Below are 18,050 nucleotides of genomic sequence, written 5' to 3'. Positions count from 1 at the left end.
GGCAGTAGTCGGTGATCGACTGGTAAACGACGTCGTGCGACATGATCCAGTTGTGCATTCCCCGCACATAATCGGGGTTGTCGGAATTGCGGAACAAGCCCCATTCGGGGAACGACAGCGGCTTGCCGTGCGCGGCCGCGAATTCGGCCTGCGCGCGCAGCCCGTACGGCTCTTCCACGAATTCGGCGAACGACTTGCCGGCGGGCTGGTCGTAGCTGTCGGAGCCGATGATGTCGACCGCGTCGTCCCCCGGATAGCACTCCGTCCACGGGATCGCGTCCCGGCCCCGCGTCGGGGCGAAATCGAACCGGAAACTCTGGCCCGGCACCGCGCGCATGGCCGCGACGATCCGCCGCCAGTACGCCTTCCACGCGGCGGGGTCGGGCGCGCACCGGCCGCCGTAGGACTCCCCGTTCATCTCCCAGCCGAGCACGATGACCGTGTCGCCGGCGCCCACCGAGACCAGCCGCCGGGCCAGCACCCGGTAGTGGCCGTCGAACGCGCCGGCCGCGCCGCCGCGCAGCAGCGAGCGCAGCACCGGCACCGGGAGCCACCCCTCGTTCGGCGCCATCATCGGCACGTTCACCACCAGCCGGCGCCGCGGATCGGCGGACTTCCAGCGCGCCCACGGCGCGAGCAGACCCCACGGGCCCTCGATCCCGCGCCAGTCGTCGCCCGGCAGGTAGGTGCGCCCGACCGTCACCGTCGAGCCGAGCCACCGCTGGAACCGGCCGACCCGCTCCACCCCCTCCGCCCCGGAGCCGAGGAACGCCCCGAGCGGCACGTACGACGGCGCCTTCTGCATCGACTGCGAACGCACCCACGGCACCGCGGCGGAGGTCGCCAGCAGCGCCAGGAAGGCGAAAACCGCCAGAACCGACGGGAGCGGACAGAAGGGAAACGGCCTTTTTCGGCGCGGTTCGAATGGTTGCCCGGCGGAATGGATATCGGCAGCTCGCATGCGTATCATATGCCCATGGAGGTCCGCCGCGGAAAAGCCGCCCGGACGAAAAGGGCAAAGAATTTACGTTAGGAAGGGTGTTGTGCGCATCAATCCCTGGGAATGCGGCTGACCGCATGTTCTTCGACACGCGGACTCCGCCGCGGACGCGCCTCGACCCCGGCCTGCCCGTCCTGCTGCTGCGCACCGACCGCAACTTCTTCCACCACGGCACGCTCGCGGCGATCCGCAGCCTCGGCCGCGCCGGGGTGCCCGTCCACGCGATCATGGAGGGACGGGCCAACCCCGCGTCCCGGTCCCGCTACCTGCACCGCGGGGAGCCGTGGGCGCCGCCCACCGAGCACCCGGCCGACCTGCTGGACCATCTGCGCGCGATCGGCGACCGGATCGGCCGCGGCACCCTCCTCGTCCCGATGGACGACGCCGGCGCGATCTTCACCGCCGAGCACGCGGACGAACTGCGGCCCCGCTTCGTCGTCCCCCGCCAGGACCCGGACGTCCCCCGCCGCGTCGCCGACAAGGCCCGGCTGCAGGAGGCGTGCGAGAAGTACGGGATCACCTGCCCGCCGAGCCGGACGCCCGAGTCCGCCGCCGACGTCGACGACGCCGCCGCCGCCCTCGGCCTGCCCCTGATCGCCAAATGGGCGCGGCCGTGGCGGCTCGGCCGGGGGCTGCGCAGCACCACCCTCGTCGGCACGCTCGGCGAACTGCACCGGCTGTTCGCCGCCACCCGGGACCGCGACCCCGACGGGGGCGCCGGGCCGCTGATCCTCCAGCGCCGCGTCCCGCCGAGCGGCGGCGACTGGTTCTTCCACGGCTACTTCGACGAGAACCTCGACTGCCTGTACGGCGCCACCGGCTTCAAGCACCTCGCGCACCCGCCGCAGGCCGGGCACACCGTGTCCGGCGAGTGGGTCGCCAACGCCGAGCTCGAACGGCTCGCCGTGCGGATCGTCCGGCTGCTCGGCTGCCGCGGCCTCGTCGACCTCGACTTCCGCCTCGACGCGGGCAGCGGCGGCTACCACCTGCTCGACTTCAACCCCCGGATCGGGGCGCAGTTCCGCCTGTTCACCGACCGCAACGGGCTCGACCTGGCCCGCGTCCTGCATCTCGACCAGTCCGGCCGCCGCGTCCCGGACGCGCGCCCGGCGTTCGGCCGCACCCTGCTGGTGGAGAACCACTACCTCCAGCAGTCCGCCGGACGGGCGCTGCTGCGCGCCGGGACCCTCCGCCCGCTGCGCGCGGCCGACGAGTTCGCCTGGTACGCCCGCGACGACCTGCCGCCCTTCCTCGCACTGGGCAGGCGCGGCGCGCTGCGGGCGGTCGAGCGGTTCCGCGCCAGGTAACACAACGAACACACGGGGGAAAGAGACATGAGCGACTCGGCCAGCGACGTCGTGATCGCCGGCGCCGGGCCCTACGGCCTGTCGACCGCCGCGCACCTGCAGAACCTCGGACTCGACGTCCGGATCATCGGCGAGCCGATGCGGTTCTGGGAGGCGGGCATGCCCGAGGGCATGTTCCTGAAATCGGAGCCGTTCGCGTCCAATCTGGGGGCGCCGCAACCGGGCCTGCGGTTCACCGACCGCCATCCGGACTGGCGGCTCGGCCGGCCGATCCCGCTGGACACCTTCATCGAGTACGGGCGCTGGTTCGCCGCGGCGGCCGTCCCGCAGCGCCCCGACGACCGGGACGCGCAGGTCGTGAACGTCGAGCGGGGCGGGGCGGCCGGCTACGCCGTCACGCTGTCCACCGGCGAGACGATCGCGGCGCGGGCCGTGGTGCTCGCGGTCGGCGTCGGCCCGTTCGCGCACCTGCCGGACGAGCTGGCGGGCATGCCGTCCTGGCTCGTCTCGCACAGCAGCGCCCACCGCGACCTCGCCCTGTTCGCGGGCAAGGAGGTCGCCGTCCTCGGCGCCGGGCAGTCGGCCCTGGAGACGGCGGTGCTGCTCGCCGACGCGGGCGCGCACCCGCACGTCATCGCCCGGCGGCCCCGGCTCGACTGGAACACCGTCCCCGAGGAGCACCGGTCGCCGCGCGACCGGCTGTTCGGCGGGCCCCGCTCCGGCCTCGGCACCGGCTACCGCACCTGGCTGTGGGCCGAGCGCCCCGGCCTCGTCCGCTACCTGCCGGAGGGGACGCGCCGCCGGATCGTCCGCGAGACGCTCCCGCCGGCCGGCTCCTGGTGGCTGCGCGACCGGCTGGACGACCGGGTCCGCGTCTCGACGGGCCACCGCCTCGCGAAGGCGGTGGAGCAGGAGGACGGCATCGCGCTCACCACCCTCGACCGCACCGGCCGCCGGGTGGTCACCGAGGTCGAGCACGTCATCGCCGCCACCGGGTTCGTCCCCGACGTCGGACGCCTCGGCATGCTCGCCCCGGCGCTGCGCGGCGCCGTCGCCACCCGCTTCGGCGCCCCGGTCCTCAGCCGCGACTTCGAGGCGTCCCTGCCGGGCCTCTACTTCGCGGGCCTGGCCGCGGCCCCGACGTTCGGCCCGGTCATGCGCTTCGTCCACGGCGCCGCCTTCACCGCGGGCCGCATCTCGCGGCACATCGTCCGCCGGGCCCCGCGCGTGCTCCCGCCCGCGAGCCGCCGGCCGGACGTCCTCGAATCGGACACGCCCCACCGCTGACCCCCGAGGACCCGCCCGCCTCCAGGAGCACCACCACCCTCCTGGAGGCGGGCGCTTCCACACCTCCGCCCTCACAGCGCGGGGACGTGCCCGGGTTGAGGATCTTCCACCGGTGGTGGTGCCTTTCCGCACCCGGTTCGCGGGCCGCGCCGTCAGTGGCCCGCCGGGCGGGCGCGGCGGCGGGCGCGGTCGGCTCTGGCGGTGGCGAGCGCCCATTGGCAGCGCCAGTAGAGCGTCCAGGCGAGCGAACGCACGCGGTGGGCGCCGGGGCTCTGAGCGGCGGGGACGGCGGCGAGCGCGACGCGGTCGAAGTCGGCGCGGGTGACGAAGCGGTGCGCCCGGCGGCGCGGCTGGCGGCGCCGCAGCAGCGGGCCGAGGCGGCCGATCGTGGACGAGGGGTCGAACATGGGAACTCCTCGGGGAGCGATCTCGTAACCGACCGTTCACCGACTGTAGCGCACCCGATACCGGGCGCCATGCTTCTCCCGGACGTGGAGGGCGGAGAGCGGCGGTAAAGGCGAGCCCCGGCAAAAACCGGCAAAGCGGGCGTCGATCGGCCGGAAAGCCGGGTCCGGTAAAAGGCGAATTCATGGCTCGGTAAATGATCCCGGGACACGCCGTGGAAAATGACGGCGGCTCCGCACGGCCATCGGCTCCGGTGTTACTTTCAGGCGAACCTCGATCCGGCGACAAGGGGAACCGGCAATGCATTCCGTACCGATCCAGTGCGGGGCGATTCGCCCGCAGGGTCGGCCGCGGCATGCTCTCCTGCCCGCTCTCCTGCGCCTCGCCGCCATCGCCGGCCTCGCGTTCGCCGGCTGGATCGCGCTCTCCGCGCTGTCCGGCGCCGCCGAGGCGGCCGAGCCGCCTGCGCGGCAGGCCGCCGTGCGGGCGGACGACGCGGGGTACGCCACGGTCCGGCACTTCACGTCCCGGCCCGGCTGGCGCGCGATGGCCGAGGACGTGCGCGAGGCCGGCGACCACCCGGTGCGGTACGTCGGGGCACGGCGGCACGACCTGTTCGACGACAAGGACAAGGTCGTCCGGCAGGTGCGCGAGCTCGCCGACGAGGCCGGGGTGCCGCGCCTCCGGCTCCCGGACATGCGGCCGCGGCGTCCCGTCAAGGAGTTCGTGCACCGGGTCACCGACCGGCGGCCCGCCCCGCGGCCGGCCGCCGACGAGCCGGCGCGGTCGGCCGAGCAGCCGGACGGGCGCACCGCCTCCCCGCACGCTGCGGCCCGCACGGCCGGGTACACCGCCGCCCCGGGCGCGTCCTCGTACCGGGCGGCCGACGGCTGCATGGGCTGCCGCACCGACCAGGAGGCTCCCGCGCACGCGCCCGTGGCGCCCGCGCCCGACGCCCCCTCGGGCGGCGGCTCGACGAGCGGGCACCCGCTCATCCCGGTCGCCGACCTGCCGAACCGCCGCACTCCCGCGGCACCGCCGGCCGTGGACGCGAGCACGTTCCACCGCACGGCGCTGACCGACGTGGCCGCGCCCGGCGGCCCGTCCGTCGTCCCCGACTAGCACTCCCGCACCGGCGCCTCCGCACGGGCGCCTCCGCACGGGCGGTCCCGGACCGACGCTCCCTTGACGAGCGCTCCCGGACCCGGCCCGCGGGCGCGAACCGGCCGCTGAGCCGGTCTCCACCGATCTTTCCTCAATGAGCGACGGCCGCGCACGGCCGCCGCCGGGCTGCGCCGCCCCCGCGGGCCGCGCAGCGATCACCACCGATGCAACAGACAGGAGCAACAGCATGCGCATGCGCGCAAGGAACACGAGCCGCGCGGCCCTGGTGGCCGCGGGCGCCGTCGCGATCGGGGCCGCCTTCGGCTCCGGCGCGGCCATCGCCGACACGACCATGCCGGGCGGCGGCCCTGCCACCGAGGCCGCCGCGTCGCAGGCCCCGGCGGAGCGCGCCGCCGGGGCCCGGTACCGCGGGGGCGGCGACATGCAGACCTCGGGCATCCTCTCGATCGGCGGGGGGAACCAGGTCTTCGCGCCGATCACCCTTCCGCTCGACATCTGCGGCAACTCGCTCGCGATCGTCGGGCTGAGCCGGGCGCAGTGCAAGGGCGGCGCCGGCGTCTCGTTCGGGGGCCACGGGCACCACGGCGGCCACCGGGCGGCCGAGCCCGCCCAGCGCGGCGGCGGCTGGGACGGCGGAGGCGGCTGGGACGGCTGGGACGGCGGGGGCGGCCACGGGGGCATGGAGACCTCGGGCATGTTCAGCGTCCTCGGCGGCAACCAGGTGTTCGCGCCGATCACCGCGCCCGTCAGTGTGTGCGGGAACTCGGTCGCGGTCTTCGGGATCTCCGAGGCGCAGTGCAAGGGCGGCGCGTTCGTCAAGCACGGCGGCAACCACCCGAAGATGCAGACCTCGGGCTTCTTCAGCGTCCTCGGCGGCAACCAGGTGTTCGCGCCGATCACCGCGCCCGTCAGCGTGTGCGGGAACTCGGTCGCGGTCTTCGGGATCTCCCAGGCCCAGTGCGAGGGCGGCGCGTTCGTCGGGGACGGGGGCGAGAAATGGACGCCGCCCGTGAAGAAGCACAAAAAGCACAAGAAGCACAAGAAGCACAAGAAGCACTGCAAGCCGTACAAGCCGTCCAAGCACCGCCCGGCGGTCAAGCACAAGAAGCTGCCCTCGACACTGCGGTCGGCCGACTCCCGCATGGCGGGACCCGTCCCCGGTTCCGGGGACAGTCTGGGCCCGGTGAAGCGGGTGCTCAACACGCTGAAGAGGGCGATGCCGGGCGTGGACGTCCCGCCCACGGAGGTCGGGCCGAACCTGCCGACCGGCGGCGGGATGCCGTTCCGGACCGGCTCGCCGGCCCTGCACTGAGCCCGGACCGGCGCGGATGACGATCCGCGCCCGGTGAAGCGCGGAGAGGGGGCGGCAGACGTGCCGTCCCTTCCCCATGGCAGAAGCACTCCAGACCGATTGGGGGCGAACCATGCTCGACCGAAAATCGTTCGGTGCGGTGGCCGTCGCCGTGTGCTGCGGCGCGTCCGTGCTGGGCGTCTCCCAGATGCCCGCGCAGGCCCAGACGCAGGCCCAGGCCCCGGTTCAGGGGGCCGCTCAGGCAGCGCCCGCGCGCGCCGCGTCGGCGGTGGCCCGCGCGCGACCGAAGAAGGGCGCGCTGATCGGGCAGATCCGGATCAAGCGGATGCGGCTGAAGGCGGCCGTCCGGCAGGGCGTCGGCCAGGCGATCCTGCGCCGCGGCGTCGGGCACTACCCGGGGACCGGGCTTCCGGGCCGCGACGGCAACACGGTGCTCCTCGGCCACCGCACGACCTGGCTGCACCCGTTCAACAAGCTCGACCGGATGCGGCGCGGTGACCGGATCGTCCTGCGCGTGGGCCGCGTGACCTACGTGTACAAGGTGCGCACCAAGCGCGTCATCAGGCCGCGCGACATGCGCGTCCTGGAGCCGGTGCCGTTCAAGCGGGCCAGTGCGCCGAACGGCCAGTACATCACGCTCATCACCTGCACGCCGAAGGGCTCGGACGCCCACCGCCTCGTCGTCGTGGGCACGCTCCAGTCGAAGCGCTGACCGGGACCCCGAAGCGCACGACCCAAGGCCGGACGCTGGACGGCGCGGTGCGTCTCCGCGCCGTTCAGCGGCCGCCGTAGAGGGCGATCAGCCCGTTGTAGTCGCCCCTGCCGAGGGTGGCGGGGCCGCGGTCGCAGGACGCGAGGGCCGGCGCCATCGTGAGGTTCTCGTGCTCGATCCCCTCGACGTGGGCCAGGCCGAAGACATGGCCGGCCTCGTGCGTGGCGACCGCCTCGGCGGAGTAGGCGCCCGCCGGGCACGTCCCGCCCGTCCACCACTTCTTGCCCCGCACCTGCAGCGCCATGTCGGTCTCGACCGTCGCCGACCCGAGGTACCAGGTGCAGGTGGCGGCGAGGACGTCGTTGTCCGCGCCCTGCATGGACAGCCAGCCGAACGTGTTGACGCGGTCCCGCTTCCCGCAGGCGGCGGCGCCGGTCACGTTCGGCGGCCGGTTCGCCTGCCCGGCGTAGTTCTCGCCCACGTCCGGCAGCAGGCTGAAGCGGCCGCCGTTGCAGTCGGTCCGGGCGTTCGCCATGTTGGACACGCCCGCCGCTATGGGCGCCCTGGACAGCCCGGCCGCGCCCGCGTAGTAGTGCCACTGGACGGCGGCGCCCTTCCGCCACTTGCTGGGCTCGGCGCGGTGGGTGCCGTCGGCGCAGGCCGCGGCGGGCGCCCGGAAGCCGCGCGGCCGGCCGTGCGGCGCCCGCCCGCCGCGCGTGTCGAGGGTGATCAGGCCGGCCCGCTCGTCCACCCGGATGCGCAGTTCGGCGCCGCCGTCGGTGCGCAGCGCGTGCGCGACCAGCGAGGTCCCGTCGGACGGGACGACCGCGGTGAGCCCGTTCGCGCCGCGCACCGCACGGCCGCGCAGGTCGCAGTCGGCGATCCGCACCCGCTGCGGCATCGTGCGGGCGGACAGCGTCCCGCCGGGCTTGCACCACGCGGGCGCGTGCCGCGCGCCGGTGGACGCCGGCTCGGCGAGCCCCGTGCCGGTGAAGGCCGTGCCGGTGAGCGTCGCGGCGGCGGCGACCGCGGCCCCCGTCCTCAGGGTCGCCCGTGGAAAGTCGCGCATGGCAGTTTCTCCGATGTTCGAGAGCGTGCTCTGGCAGTCTTTCGTGGGCGCGGGAAAGGGAAACGGGCGCATTTTAAAATGATCACCATGATGGGGCTTGGCGTGGCCCGTGCCGACCGCCTCGATGGACATTTATCGAGAAAATGCCGACGCCGCTCTCCGGTGGCGTCTGCCAGCTGTAGGTAAATCATCCCCCATAATCGTGTAAACGTGTTTATTGCGTCCCCATACGGAAAAGCCGTGAGTAATCCGGCAACTCGGGATCAAACAGAACACCGTTGCCGCGAGGCGGGTGCCGTACCGGCTCCCCCCGCAGTTCCCCCGTCCGCCCGGCAGCGTTCAGGAAGCAGAGGTGTTCAACGTGCAGACGCAGACACAGGTGCGGGAACTCATGGGCATGAGCGTGACCGACACCCACGGGACCAAGGTCGGCACGATCAAACAGGTCTACCTCAACGACGACTCCGGCTCCCCGGAGTGGGTGACCGTGCACACCGGCTGGTTCGGCATGCGGGAGAGCTTCGTCCCGCTGTCCGGCGCGCGGAAGAACCAGGACATGCTGCAGGTCCCGTACGACAAGGAGACCATCAAGGGCGCTCCGAACGTGGACGCGGACGAGCACCTGTCGCACGCGCAGATCGTTGACCTCTACCGCCACTACGGCGTACGTCCCCCGGGCGGGCGCCGGGAGGGGCGTGAGGGCGAGGACGCGTCCCGGACGGCCGGCGAGCGCGGGACGGCGGACGAGAGCAAGACCGGCACGGCGGACATGACCGACACGGGGACGGGCGACACGGGGACGACGGGCACGACCGAGTCGGCCGGTCCGGCCGCACCGGCGGGCAGCGCCGCGGGCACGGCGGGCGCCGCCGGGATGGCCGTCCGGCCGGACAGGGACAGGGAGAAGCAGCAGGCCCGGGGGCAGACCATGCCGCCGCAGTCGGCGCGCGAGGGCGCGGAGGCCCCGATGACCGAGATCACCCGGTCGGAGGAGCAGATGCGCATCGAGACCGAGCGGCACGAGGCCGGCCGCGTCCACGTGCACAAGTACGTGGACACGGAGATGGTCGAGCGCACGATCCCGGTCTCGCACGAGGAGGTCAGGATCGACCGCGAGCCGATCGTGGGCGGCGAGGCGAACCCGAAGATCACCATCGCCGAGGACGACCACGAGATCATCCTCTACGAGGAGCGCCCGGTCATCGCCAAGGAGACCGTCCCGGTCGAGCGCGTCCACGTCCGCACCGAGCAGGTGCAGGACGAGCAGACGGTGCGCGGCGAGCTCCGCAAGGAGCGCATCGAGGTCACCCGCGACGACGGTCCCCGCACCGAGGGCGAGCGGGGGACCGGCCGCCCGTCCACGTGAGCCCTCCGCCCGCGGTGGGCACGGTGGCGCGTCGCCGCCGCGCCCCGCCGGAGCGACGACTCGGTCCCGAGTACGGCACGCGCCACCACCGGATGGCGAGCGTCCGGGCCGGCTGATCACCCGCCAGCCGCCCGGGCGCTCGCGTGCGTCGTGCCGCGGCGGCGGCCGTTCGGCGGCGAGCGGTGCGGCGGCGAGCCGTGCGGCCCGGGTGGCCGGACGTGGCCATGGTGAGGAAGGTGCGGCCGCGCCCGCGCCGGCCGGGCAGCGCGGGAGGGGCGGTGGCGATCACGGCCGCCGCCCGTCCGACCGGCTTTGTTCGGCACATGATTCAACGTGTGAATTTAGTGGCCGTCAACCCCTCTTTCCCAGTTTTCACGGGGCTCCGGTGCCCAATAGGCAGGTTTGTTGACAGCTACAGGGGAGCCGGGGGAGGTTCCTGGGAGACGACGTCGCCGAGCGCGGAGGTCGTGGCCGATCCGGGCGTGCCGCGACCTCCGCGCCCGGCCGCGCGCGGTCCGCCGGGCCGCGCGGCGTCCTCGGAGCGACCCAGGAGGGACGACTTGCGACACCCCCACAGCCGCGTCATCGCCACCCGGATCGGGCGATCACTGGTCGCGCTCGCGACCATCGCCGCCCTCCCGTCCGCCATCGCGGCGCAGCCCGCGCGGGCCGGCGGGCCCCCGGCCTACCTCGACGCCCGCCTCTCCGCGTCCGCCCGCGTGAGCGACCTGCTCGGCCGGATGACGCTGGAGGAGAAGGTCGGCCAGATGACCCAGGCCGAGCGCGGCGCCATCGACGGCGACCGCGACCAGATCACCGCCCTGGCCCTCGGCTCGGTGCTCTCGGGCGGCGGGTCGGTGCCGGCCGACAACACCCCGTCCGGCTGGGCGGACATGGTGGACGCCTACCAGTCGAAGGCGCTCGCCACCCGGCTGAAGATCCCGCTGCTGTACGGGATCGACTCGGTCCACGGCCACAACAACCTCGTCGGCGCGACGGTCTTCCCGCACAACATCGGCCTGGGCGCGACCCGCGACCCCGGGCTCGTCAAGGAGGCGGAGCAGATCACGGCCGTCGAGACCAAGGCGACCGGCCCGCAGTGGGTGTTCGCGCCGTGCGTCTGCGTCAGCCGCGACCTCCGCTGGGGCCGGACGTACGAGTCCTTCGGCGAGGACCCCCGGCTCGTGAAGGAGATGGCGGTCGCCATCGAGGGCTTCCAGGGCCGCCGCAAGAGCGACATGGCCACGAACCGGCACGTCCTCGCGACGGCGAAGCACTTCGCGGGCGACGGCGACACGGTGTTCGGCTCGTCCACCAGCGGGACGTACACGATCGACCAGGGCGTCACCGTCACCGACCGGAAGACGTTCGCGAAGATCGACCTGTCGCCCTACGTCACCGCCGTCCACAAGTACGGCGTCGGCAGCATCATGCCGTCGTTCTCCAGCGTCGACTGGACGGAGGACGGCGTCGGCAACCCGGTCAAGATGAGCGCGCACAAGGAGCTGCTCACCGACGTCCTCAAGAAGAAGATCGGCTTCGACGGGTTCCTGATCAGCGACTGGGAGGCGATCCACCAGATCCCGGGCGACTACCCGACGCAGGTCCGGACGGCCGTCAACGCCGGCATGGACATGTTCATGGAGCCCTACAGCGCGCCGCAGTTCGTCCAGACGCTGATCGCCGAGGTGAAGGCGGGACGCGTGCCGATGGCGCGCATCGACGACGCCGTGCGGCGCATCCTCACCGCCAAGGTCGAGATGGGGCTGTTCGAGCACCCGTACACCGACCGCAGCCTGGCCCCGACGATCGGCTCGGCGCAGCACCGGGCGGTCGCGCGGGAGGCCGTCGCGAAGTCGCAGGTCCTGCTGAAGAACGCGGGGCACGCGCTGCCGCTGCGCAAGAACGAGCGGATCTACGTGGCGGGCGTGAACGCCGACGACATCGGCAACCAGGCGGGCGGATGGACGGTCACCTGGCAGGGGTCGTCCGGCGACATCATCCCCGGCACGACGATCCTGGACGGCATCAAGCAGAACTCGTCCCACGTCACCTACAGCGCGGACGCGTCGGCGCCCATGTCCGGCAGTGACGTCGGCGTGGTCGTGGTCGGCGAGACCCCGTACGCGGAGGGCGTCGGCGACGTCGGCAACGGGCACACGCTGAACCTGTCGGACGCCGACAAGGCCAACATCGACAAGGTGTGCGCCGCGATCCGGACCTGCGTCGTCCTCGACGTCGCGGGACGGCCGCAGATCGTCACCGACCAGCTGTCCGCGATGGACGCGTTCGTCATGTCGTGGCTGCCGGGCAGCGAGGGCGCGGGCGTCGCGGACGTCCTGTTCGGCAAGCGCCCCTTCACCGGCCGCCTGCCGGTGACGTGGCCGCGCAGCGAGGCCCAGGAGCCGATCAACGTCGGCGACCGCGCGTACAGGCCGCTGTTCCCCTACGGCTACGGCCTCCGCACCGGGCGCCACCACTGATCCGCCACCACTGATCCACGGCAGCCGCCACTGATCCACGGCAGCCACCAGACCGGCATCCCCGCCGAGGGCCGGCCGTCCACCACCCCTTGGACGGCCGGCCCTGCTGTTTTCGGTGGGCTCGTCCCATTTTGTTCGTCCCGCGCCGTTTATCGCGCACCGCCCGGGAGAGGCTGCCTCCGTGGAAGGGAGGCCCGAGTGGACCGGGAGCCGCGGACCGCGTTCGTGCTCGGCGGCGGCGGCGTCCTCGGCGCGCACGAGGTCGGCATGCTGCGGGCGCTGGCGGAGACCGGCGTCCGGCCGGACCTCGTCGTCGGGACGTCCATCGGCGCGCTGAACGGCGTGTTCGTCGCGGCGGAGCCGGACACGGCCGTCGAACGCCTCACCGCCCTGTGGTCGGACGACTCCGTCCGCGACGTGTTCGGCTCGCGGGTGTGGGCGCGGCTGTGGACGCTCGCCCGCTCCGGCACCCACCTGCACTCCAACGAGCCGCTGCGCCGCATGCTGGACGAGCTGCTCCCCGTCCGGACGTTCGAGGAGCTGGAGATCCCGTTCCAGTGCGTCGCCGCGGGGATCGAGACGGCGATGGCGCACTGGTTCAGGTCCGGGCCGCTGCCGCCCGCCGTGCTGGCCTCCTGCGCCGCGCCCGGCCTGCTGCCGCCCGTCCGGATCGGGGACCGGCACTACTTCGACGGCGGGCTCGTCCACAGCATCCCGGTCGGCCGGGCCGTGATGCTCGGCGCGACCACGGTCTACGTCCTGCACGTCGGGCGCATCGAGCGGGACCTGCCGCCGCCGCGCCGCCCGTGGGAGGTCGGCCTGGTCGCGTTCGAGATCGCGCGCCGGCACCGGTTCTTCGAGGAGATGGCGACCCTGCCGGACGGGCTGGCCGTGCACGTCCTGCCGGCGGGCGGGGCGCCGCGGAAGGCCGGCGTCGACCTCGCCCAGATGCGGTACAGGAACGTGTCCGGGATACGGGCTCACATCGAACGGGCCTACCAGGCATCCTTGGAGTACCTCAAAGAACGAGCATGACATGCCTCCCCTCCCCGTCCGCCGCCTCCTCCTCACGCCGCTGCTGTTCGCCCTGACCCTGCTGGTCGTCGTGCTTTTCCCGGTCGTCTTCGCGGTGACCTCGCTGATCGGGCGCGACCGGCGGCGGGCGCGCCGGCTGCTGTGGTTCGCGCTCGCCTGGGGCACCCGGGAGTCGGCGGCCGTGCTGGAGTGCGGCCTGCTGTGGCTCCGCCGCCGGACCCGCGACGACCGGCACTACGACGTCATCCGCCGCTACGTCGCCGGCCTGTACGGGACGGCCCGGCGGCACCTCGGGCTGCGCGTGGAGATCACCGGCGGCGGGGCGGAGCCGCCCGGCGACCGGCCGCTGATCGTCCTCAGCCGGCACGCCGGGCCGGGCGACGCGCTGCTGCTCGTCCACCACCTGCTGACCGACTACCGGCGGCGGCCCCGCGTGGTCATGAAGGCGCAGCTCCAGCTCGACCCGTGCATCGACATCGCCGCGAACCGCATGCCGAACGTCTTCGTCACGCCCGGCGGCGGCGCCGTCGAGGACATCGGCCGGCTCGCCGCCGGGCTCGGCCCCCGCGACGCGCTGCTGATCTTCCCGGAGGGCGGCAACTTCTCCCCGGCGCGGCGGCGCCGCGCGATCCGGCGGCTGGCCCGGCTCCGCCGCACGGACGAGGCGGTCCGCGCCGCCGCGATGCGCAACCTGATGCCGCCCCGCCCCGGCGGCGTGCTGGCCGCGCTCGACGCCGCCCCGGACGCCGACGTGGTGTTCGTCGCGCACACCGGCCTCGACGACATGGCCGCGGTCGGCGACATCTGGCGGCGCATCCCGCTCACCGCCCCCGTCCACGCCCGCTGGTGGCGGATCCCCGCCGAGGACGTCCCCGACGGCCGGGACGCCCGCGTCGACTGGCTGTACCGGGAGTGGGAGCGCGCCGACGCCTGGATCGGCGAGAACCGGGCACACGCGGCCGGGTGACATCATGGACACATGGGCGAAGAGGGGTCCGTGCGGGTCGATCTGTGGATCTGGTCCGTGCGGCTGCTGAAGACCCGCTCGATGGCGACGACGGCGTGCAGGGCGGGCCATGTCCGCGTGAACGACGAGCGCGCCAAGCCGTCCACGACGGTGAAGCCCGGCGACACGGTGCGGCTCCGCCACGACGGGCGGGAGCGCGTCGTCGTGGTGCAGAAGATCGTCCGCAAGCGGGTCGGGGCGCCGGTCGCGCAGGAGTGCCTGATCGACAAGAGCCCGCCCCCGCCGCCGCGCGAGGCGCTCATCCCGGTCGGCCGCCGCGAGCGCGGCGCGGGCCGTCCCACCAAGCGCGACCGGCGCGAGCTGGAGCGCATCCTCGACCGCTACCGCACCCTCAACAGCCCGCCGCCCCGCGACCACGACTGACCGGCGTGCCGCCGCCTAGACGACGCGCGGTTCGGAGCGGGCGAGGACGGTGCCGCCGGCGTCCAGGGCCTCGGCGGTGACGTTGGGGGAGCGCGCGAGCGTCACGGCGGTCTCGAAGCCCGTGCGCTCGACCGTCCGCGACACCACGGGACGGGTCTCGGAGCCGGTGCGGAAGCGCCACGCGGCCACCCCGGTCGCGCCGTTCCAGCTCGCGTGGACCCGCATCCGGTCGCCCGGCAGCGGCGCCACCGCGACGGCGGGCCGGTCGGCGGGCCGTCCCTCCCAGGCGGCGCGGTAGGCGCGGTACGAGCCGTCGCCGATGCCGGTGATCTCCAGGACGGGCGTCCCGTCGGCGGCGAACTCCGTCAGCGCCGGAGTCGACCCCCAGCCGACGAGCGCGTTGCCGTCCGGCAGCGTCTGCAGGTTGCCCATGTACTGCCCGTAGGTCGTGCCGTCGGCGTACTCGCGGACGAGCGACGCCCGCCGGCCCGCCTCGTCGACTTGGAGCACGATGCCGCGCGACGGGCCGTCGCCGACATCGGTGATGTGGTTGTCGAACAGCGTGATCGTCCCGTCCGGCTGCCGGCGGGCGTCGTGCTGCCAGGCGAACGCGGCGCCCGCCCCGAACGCGAAGTCGCCGCGCCGCCCGCCGAGCCGCCACCGGACGGCGCCGGTCCGCCGGTCGAGCGAGTAGACCGCGCAGGTGTTGCGGGCCGAGATCAGCAGCGCGTCGCCGTCGTCCTGCACGGAGTTGACGTGGACCGGGTCGAACACCTTGCCCGGCGTGCCGTTCGCGTCCTTCGTCAGCGGCGTCCGGGTCTCGGCGATGCCGATGTGGTCGAGCGCGCTCCAGTCGAGCAGCACCTCGCCCGTGCGGACGTCGATCTCCTGGACCCGCCCGTCGAGGACGCGGCCCCGGCGCGGGCCGCCGATCGGGCGCAGGTCGGCGGTCACCTCCGGATAGGCGATGATCAGCGCCGTTCCGCGGTCGGTGAGCGCGAACTCGTGCAGGTCGCCGGAGACCCCGTCGCCGGCCTGGACCTCGGCGACGCGCCGGTAGTCGGCGCCGAGGACCACCCCGGTGCCGGCGCCGTGGCCGCCCGTCCGGCGCTCGCCCTCCCAGAAGGTGAGGACGGGCGCGCCCTCGTACTCCTGCACGCGGACGTCGGTGACCAGCAGTTCCGACCGGTAGATCCAGACCGGCTCGCCGGCGTCGTCGACGATGAGGGCGTCGGCGGCGTCGGTGCCGCGGAACGGGGCGAGGAACAGCAGGCCGTCCGCGGTCCGGCCGAGGCGCCGCGCAGTCAGGCCGGGCGGCCGGACGTCGGGGAGGGTGAGGTAGCGGTCCGGCGCCGCGGGCTCCGCCGCCTTCGGCGGGCGCCCCGCCCCGGCGCCGCTGAGGAGCGCGGCCCCTCCGACCAGCCCCGCTGCAAGGAAACCGCGACGTGTCACGCTCATGCGCCCTGGTTTACCTGCGCTATCTGAAAACTCCATGAGAATCGCGCGGACGCGGCGGGCTCACTCCGGAGCACGCCGGATCGCGCGGTGTTACGCGGGTCCGTCGGCGAAGCGGCGCTCGGACTCCAGCGCGGACGCCACGTCCCGCGGGTAGGTGCGCCGCGCCCGCACCAGCAGCAGCCCGTTGACCAGCAGGGGGAGCAGCGCCAGGAGGAACGCGCGGTCCAGGCCGACCCCCGAGTCCCGGCCGTCGTCCAGCCGGCCCGACAGCCAGCCGAACAGCACGGGCGCCACCGCCTCCGCCGACATCCGGACGATCGTCCGGATCGCCTCCGCCCGGCCCCACAGCCGGAAGTGGACGACGTCCAGCCGCACCGCGTCCAGCGGCGGGTTCGCGGCGGCGAGCGCGGCGCCCGCGAGCGTGAACAGCGGCAGCGCGACCAGCGCCTCGCCGCTCAGCAGGCCCGGCAGGAACAGCAGCGCCGACGCGGCGAACGCCACCCCGGGCACGTTGACGCGCGCGCTGACCACGCCCCGGCGCACCAGGTGGTCGGCGATCCGGCCGCCGGCGAGCACTCCGCCGAGCGCGGCCAGCCCGATCACCGGGATGAACGCGGACAGCTCGCCGCGGCTCAGCGAGTACCGCTCCTCCACGAACACCATCGCGAACGTGCGCAGCCCCGCGAAGAAGAAGTAGCCGATGGCGGACGCCACGATGATCGTCACGTTCGTGCGGATGCGCAGGACGTGCCGTGCCGCCTGGAGCAGCGACATGGTCCCCGGGTCGGCGTCCAGGACGCTCCGCGGGTCCGGCCGCACGTCCGACCGGGCCACCTGCCGCTGGGCGGGCTCCGCGCCGCCCCGGCCGGCGGCGGACGCCTGCGCGCCGCGCGGCGGCTCCGGCAGCATCCGCCACAGCAGCACGGCCAGCACGAACCCGAGCACCGCGACGAACCAGAACGCGACCCGCCAGTTCAGCAGCGCGGCGATGTTGCCGCCCGCGATCAGCCCGAACCCGACCCCGACCAGCTCACCGGCCAGGATGCGCCCCCACGTCCCGGCCCGCTCCTCGGGCGGGAACAGGTCGCCGATCAGCGACGCGACCGTGGGCCCCGCCGTGGCCGTCACCGCGCCCAGCGCCACCCGCGACGCCAGCAGCCACTCGTACGAGCTCGCCAGCCCGCCGACGATCATCGCGAGGCTCCACAGCGCGATGCTGCCCGCGAGCAGCGGCACCCGCGGCACCCGGTCGGTCAGCTGCCCGACCGGCAGCGTCGCGATCGCGCCGACCGCCGCCGGCGCGGCCGTGAGGATCCCGACCTGGGTGTTGCCGATGTGCAGGGAACGGCGCAGTTCCTGGACGATCGCCCCGACGACCCCCGTGTCGGCCGTGTTCAGCGCGAGCACGCACGCGAGCAGCACCACGATGCGGGCCCGCCGTCTCCCGCCGAGCCGGTCCGCGAGGGCGCTGACGGCCCTTTTCCACGGCCGCGGGGTTCGCGCCGATGTCACCAACCACTACTGCCCCTGCACCGTCCGGGTATGTCGCGCCCCAACCAGCGCCTGAGCTGGAGCGATCCGGCGAGACGGGCGCTAGGACGCGGTTGGTGAGCCCGGTGCGCCCGGTGCGCGGTCGGCGCGGGCGACGATCGACTGGAGGAGGTCCAGTGCGGCCCGCGCCCGGTCCGGGGTGAAACCGAAGATGTCGCAGATCGCCTGGTAGATGCCGGGCGCGTGCTCCCGCATCGCGCCGCCCTCGGGCGTCAGGCTCACGATGACCGTGCGCTCGTCGTCGGGATTGCGCGCCCGGAGCAGCAGCTTCCTTTTCTCCAGCCGCTTCAGCAGCGGCGTCATGGTGCCGTAGTCGAGCTGGAGCCGCGCCACGAGCTCGCCGACGGGAAGGTCACCGTATTCCCACAAAGTCGCCATGACCAGGTATTGGGGATAGGTCAACCCGAGTGGTTCGAGGAGGGGGCGGTACACGGCCGTCATGGCCCGGGACGCCGCGTGCAGGTTGAAGCACACCATCTCGTTGAGGCGGACGGCGTCGTCCCCCTCGCCCGGCTCGCCCGGCGAACTGTTCACGTACAGAGCCTAGCAG

Annotated in this window: 15 protein-coding genes and 1 pseudogene; 10 read left to right on the top strand and 6 right to left on the bottom strand. The window is 73.8% G+C overall.

The window, feature by feature from the left end; all coding sequences use genetic code 11:
- Nucleotides 1–256 precede the first annotated feature (256 nt).
- Nucleotides 257–418, bottom strand: a pseudogene (locus ACGFI1_RS29615) (glycosyl hydrolase family 26); the annotation flags it as partial.
- Nucleotides 419–1,077: 659 nt separating this feature from the next.
- Here ACGFI1_RS29615 and ACGFI1_RS29610 point away from each other — a divergent pair.
- Both ACGFI1_RS29610 and ACGFI1_RS29605 read left to right on the top strand, forming a co-directional pair.
- Nucleotides 1,078–2,307 (top strand): carboxylate--amine ligase, encoded by a 1,230-nt coding sequence (locus ACGFI1_RS29610; RefSeq protein WP_364554118.1) that lies wholly within the window; start codon nt 1,078–1,080, stop codon nt 2,305–2,307.
- 27 nt (nt 2,308–2,334) lie between these two features.
- A complete protein-coding gene (locus tag ACGFI1_RS29605; RefSeq protein WP_392789912.1) occupies nt 2,335–3,594 on the top strand; it encodes an FAD-dependent oxidoreductase in 1,260 nt (419 codons plus the stop codon).
- Nucleotides 3,595–3,746: 152 nt separating this feature from the next.
- Here the strand turns inward: ACGFI1_RS29605 and ACGFI1_RS29600 are convergent, their stop codons facing one another.
- Nucleotides 3,747–4,001 carry a hypothetical protein gene (locus ACGFI1_RS29600; RefSeq protein WP_386870102.1) on the bottom strand — a complete coding sequence of 85 codons (255 nt, stop codon included), beginning with the start codon at nt 3,999–4,001 and terminating at the stop codon, nt 3,747–3,749.
- Nucleotides 4,002–4,299: 298 nt separating this feature from the next.
- Here ACGFI1_RS29600 and ACGFI1_RS29595 point away from each other — a divergent pair, with 298 nt between their 5' ends.
- The 3 genes from ACGFI1_RS29595 to ACGFI1_RS29585 all read left to right on the top strand — a co-directional run bounded on the left by ACGFI1_RS29595 (nt 4,300) and on the right by ACGFI1_RS29585 (nt 7,148).
- Nucleotides 4,300–5,121 (top strand): hypothetical protein, encoded by an 822-nt coding sequence (locus ACGFI1_RS29595; RefSeq protein WP_392789909.1) that lies wholly within the window; start codon nt 4,300–4,302, stop codon nt 5,119–5,121.
- Between the two features lie 229 nt (nt 5,122–5,350).
- Nucleotides 5,351–6,436 carry a chaplin family protein gene (locus tag ACGFI1_RS29590; protein ID WP_392789907.1) on the top strand — a complete coding sequence of 362 codons (1,086 nt, stop codon included), beginning with the start codon at nt 5,351–5,353 and terminating at the stop codon, nt 6,434–6,436.
- A 112-nt stretch (nt 6,437–6,548) separates the two neighbouring features.
- A complete protein-coding gene (locus tag ACGFI1_RS29585) occupies nt 6,549–7,148 on the top strand; it encodes a class E sortase (protein WP_392789904.1) in 600 nt (199 codons plus the stop codon).
- A gap of 64 nt (nt 7,149–7,212) precedes the next feature.
- On the opposite strand, the gene ACGFI1_RS29580 is transcribed toward ACGFI1_RS29585, so the two are convergent.
- Nucleotides 7,213–8,217: a matrixin family metalloprotease gene (locus ACGFI1_RS29580; RefSeq protein ID WP_392789902.1), complete on the bottom strand. Its 1,005-nt coding sequence runs from the start codon at nt 8,215–8,217 to the stop codon at nt 7,213–7,215.
- A 361-nt stretch (nt 8,218–8,578) separates the two neighbouring features.
- On the opposite strand from ACGFI1_RS29580, the gene ACGFI1_RS29575 reads away from it, so the two are divergent.
- From ACGFI1_RS29575 to ACGFI1_RS29555, 5 genes are all read left to right on the top strand, one after another.
- Nucleotides 8,579–9,583, top strand: coding sequence for a DUF2382 domain-containing protein (locus tag ACGFI1_RS29575; RefSeq protein ID WP_392789900.1), 1,005 nt, complete (start codon nt 8,579–8,581; stop codon nt 9,581–9,583).
- A gap of 560 nt (nt 9,584–10,143) precedes the next feature.
- Complete coding sequence (locus tag ACGFI1_RS29570; RefSeq protein ID WP_392789898.1) at nt 10,144–12,066, top strand: glycoside hydrolase family 3 protein; 1,923 nt, start codon at nt 10,144–10,146, stop codon at nt 12,064–12,066.
- Nucleotides 12,067–12,264: 198 nt separating this feature from the next.
- Complete coding sequence (locus ACGFI1_RS29565) at nt 12,265–13,101, top strand: patatin-like phospholipase family protein (RefSeq protein WP_387074726.1); 837 nt, start codon at nt 12,265–12,267, stop codon at nt 13,099–13,101.
- 1 nt (nt 13,102) lies between these two features.
- On the top strand, nt 13,103–14,068 hold the full coding sequence (locus ACGFI1_RS29560; protein WP_387074725.1) for a 1-acyl-sn-glycerol-3-phosphate acyltransferase: 966 nt from the start codon (nt 13,103–13,105) through the stop codon (nt 14,066–14,068).
- A 12-nt stretch (nt 14,069–14,080) separates the two neighbouring features.
- The gene (locus tag ACGFI1_RS29555; RefSeq protein WP_392789894.1) at nt 14,081–14,491 is read left to right on the top strand and encodes an RNA-binding S4 domain-containing protein; all 411 of its coding nucleotides are present in this window, start codon (nt 14,081–14,083) and stop codon (nt 14,489–14,491) included.
- A 15-nt stretch (nt 14,492–14,506) separates the two neighbouring features.
- Here the strand turns inward: ACGFI1_RS29555 and ACGFI1_RS29550 are convergent, their stop codons facing one another.
- From ACGFI1_RS29550 to ACGFI1_RS29540, 3 genes are all read right to left on the bottom strand, one after another.
- On the bottom strand, nt 14,507–15,949 hold the full coding sequence (locus ACGFI1_RS29550) for an arylsulfotransferase family protein (RefSeq protein ID WP_392789892.1): 1,443 nt from the start codon (nt 15,947–15,949) through the stop codon (nt 14,507–14,509).
- A 90-nt stretch (nt 15,950–16,039) separates the two neighbouring features.
- A complete protein-coding gene (locus tag ACGFI1_RS29545) occupies nt 16,040–17,461 on the bottom strand; it encodes an MFS transporter (protein ID WP_392789887.1) in 1,422 nt (473 codons plus the stop codon).
- A gap of 81 nt (nt 17,462–17,542) precedes the next feature.
- The gene (locus ACGFI1_RS29540; RefSeq protein WP_392738450.1) at nt 17,543–18,034 is read right to left on the bottom strand and encodes a MarR family winged helix-turn-helix transcriptional regulator; all 492 of its coding nucleotides are present in this window, start codon (nt 18,032–18,034) and stop codon (nt 17,543–17,545) included.
- Nucleotides 18,035–18,050: the final 16 nt, after the last annotated feature.

Origin of the sequence: Actinomadura geliboluensis, assembly GCF_043197915.1 — a bacterium.
Lineage (GTDB): Bacteria > Actinomycetota > Actinomycetes > Streptosporangiales > Streptosporangiaceae > Spirillospora > Spirillospora geliboluensis.
Note: the sequence above shows the minus strand (reverse complement) of the source record. Positions and strands in the feature narration are given on the sequence as shown.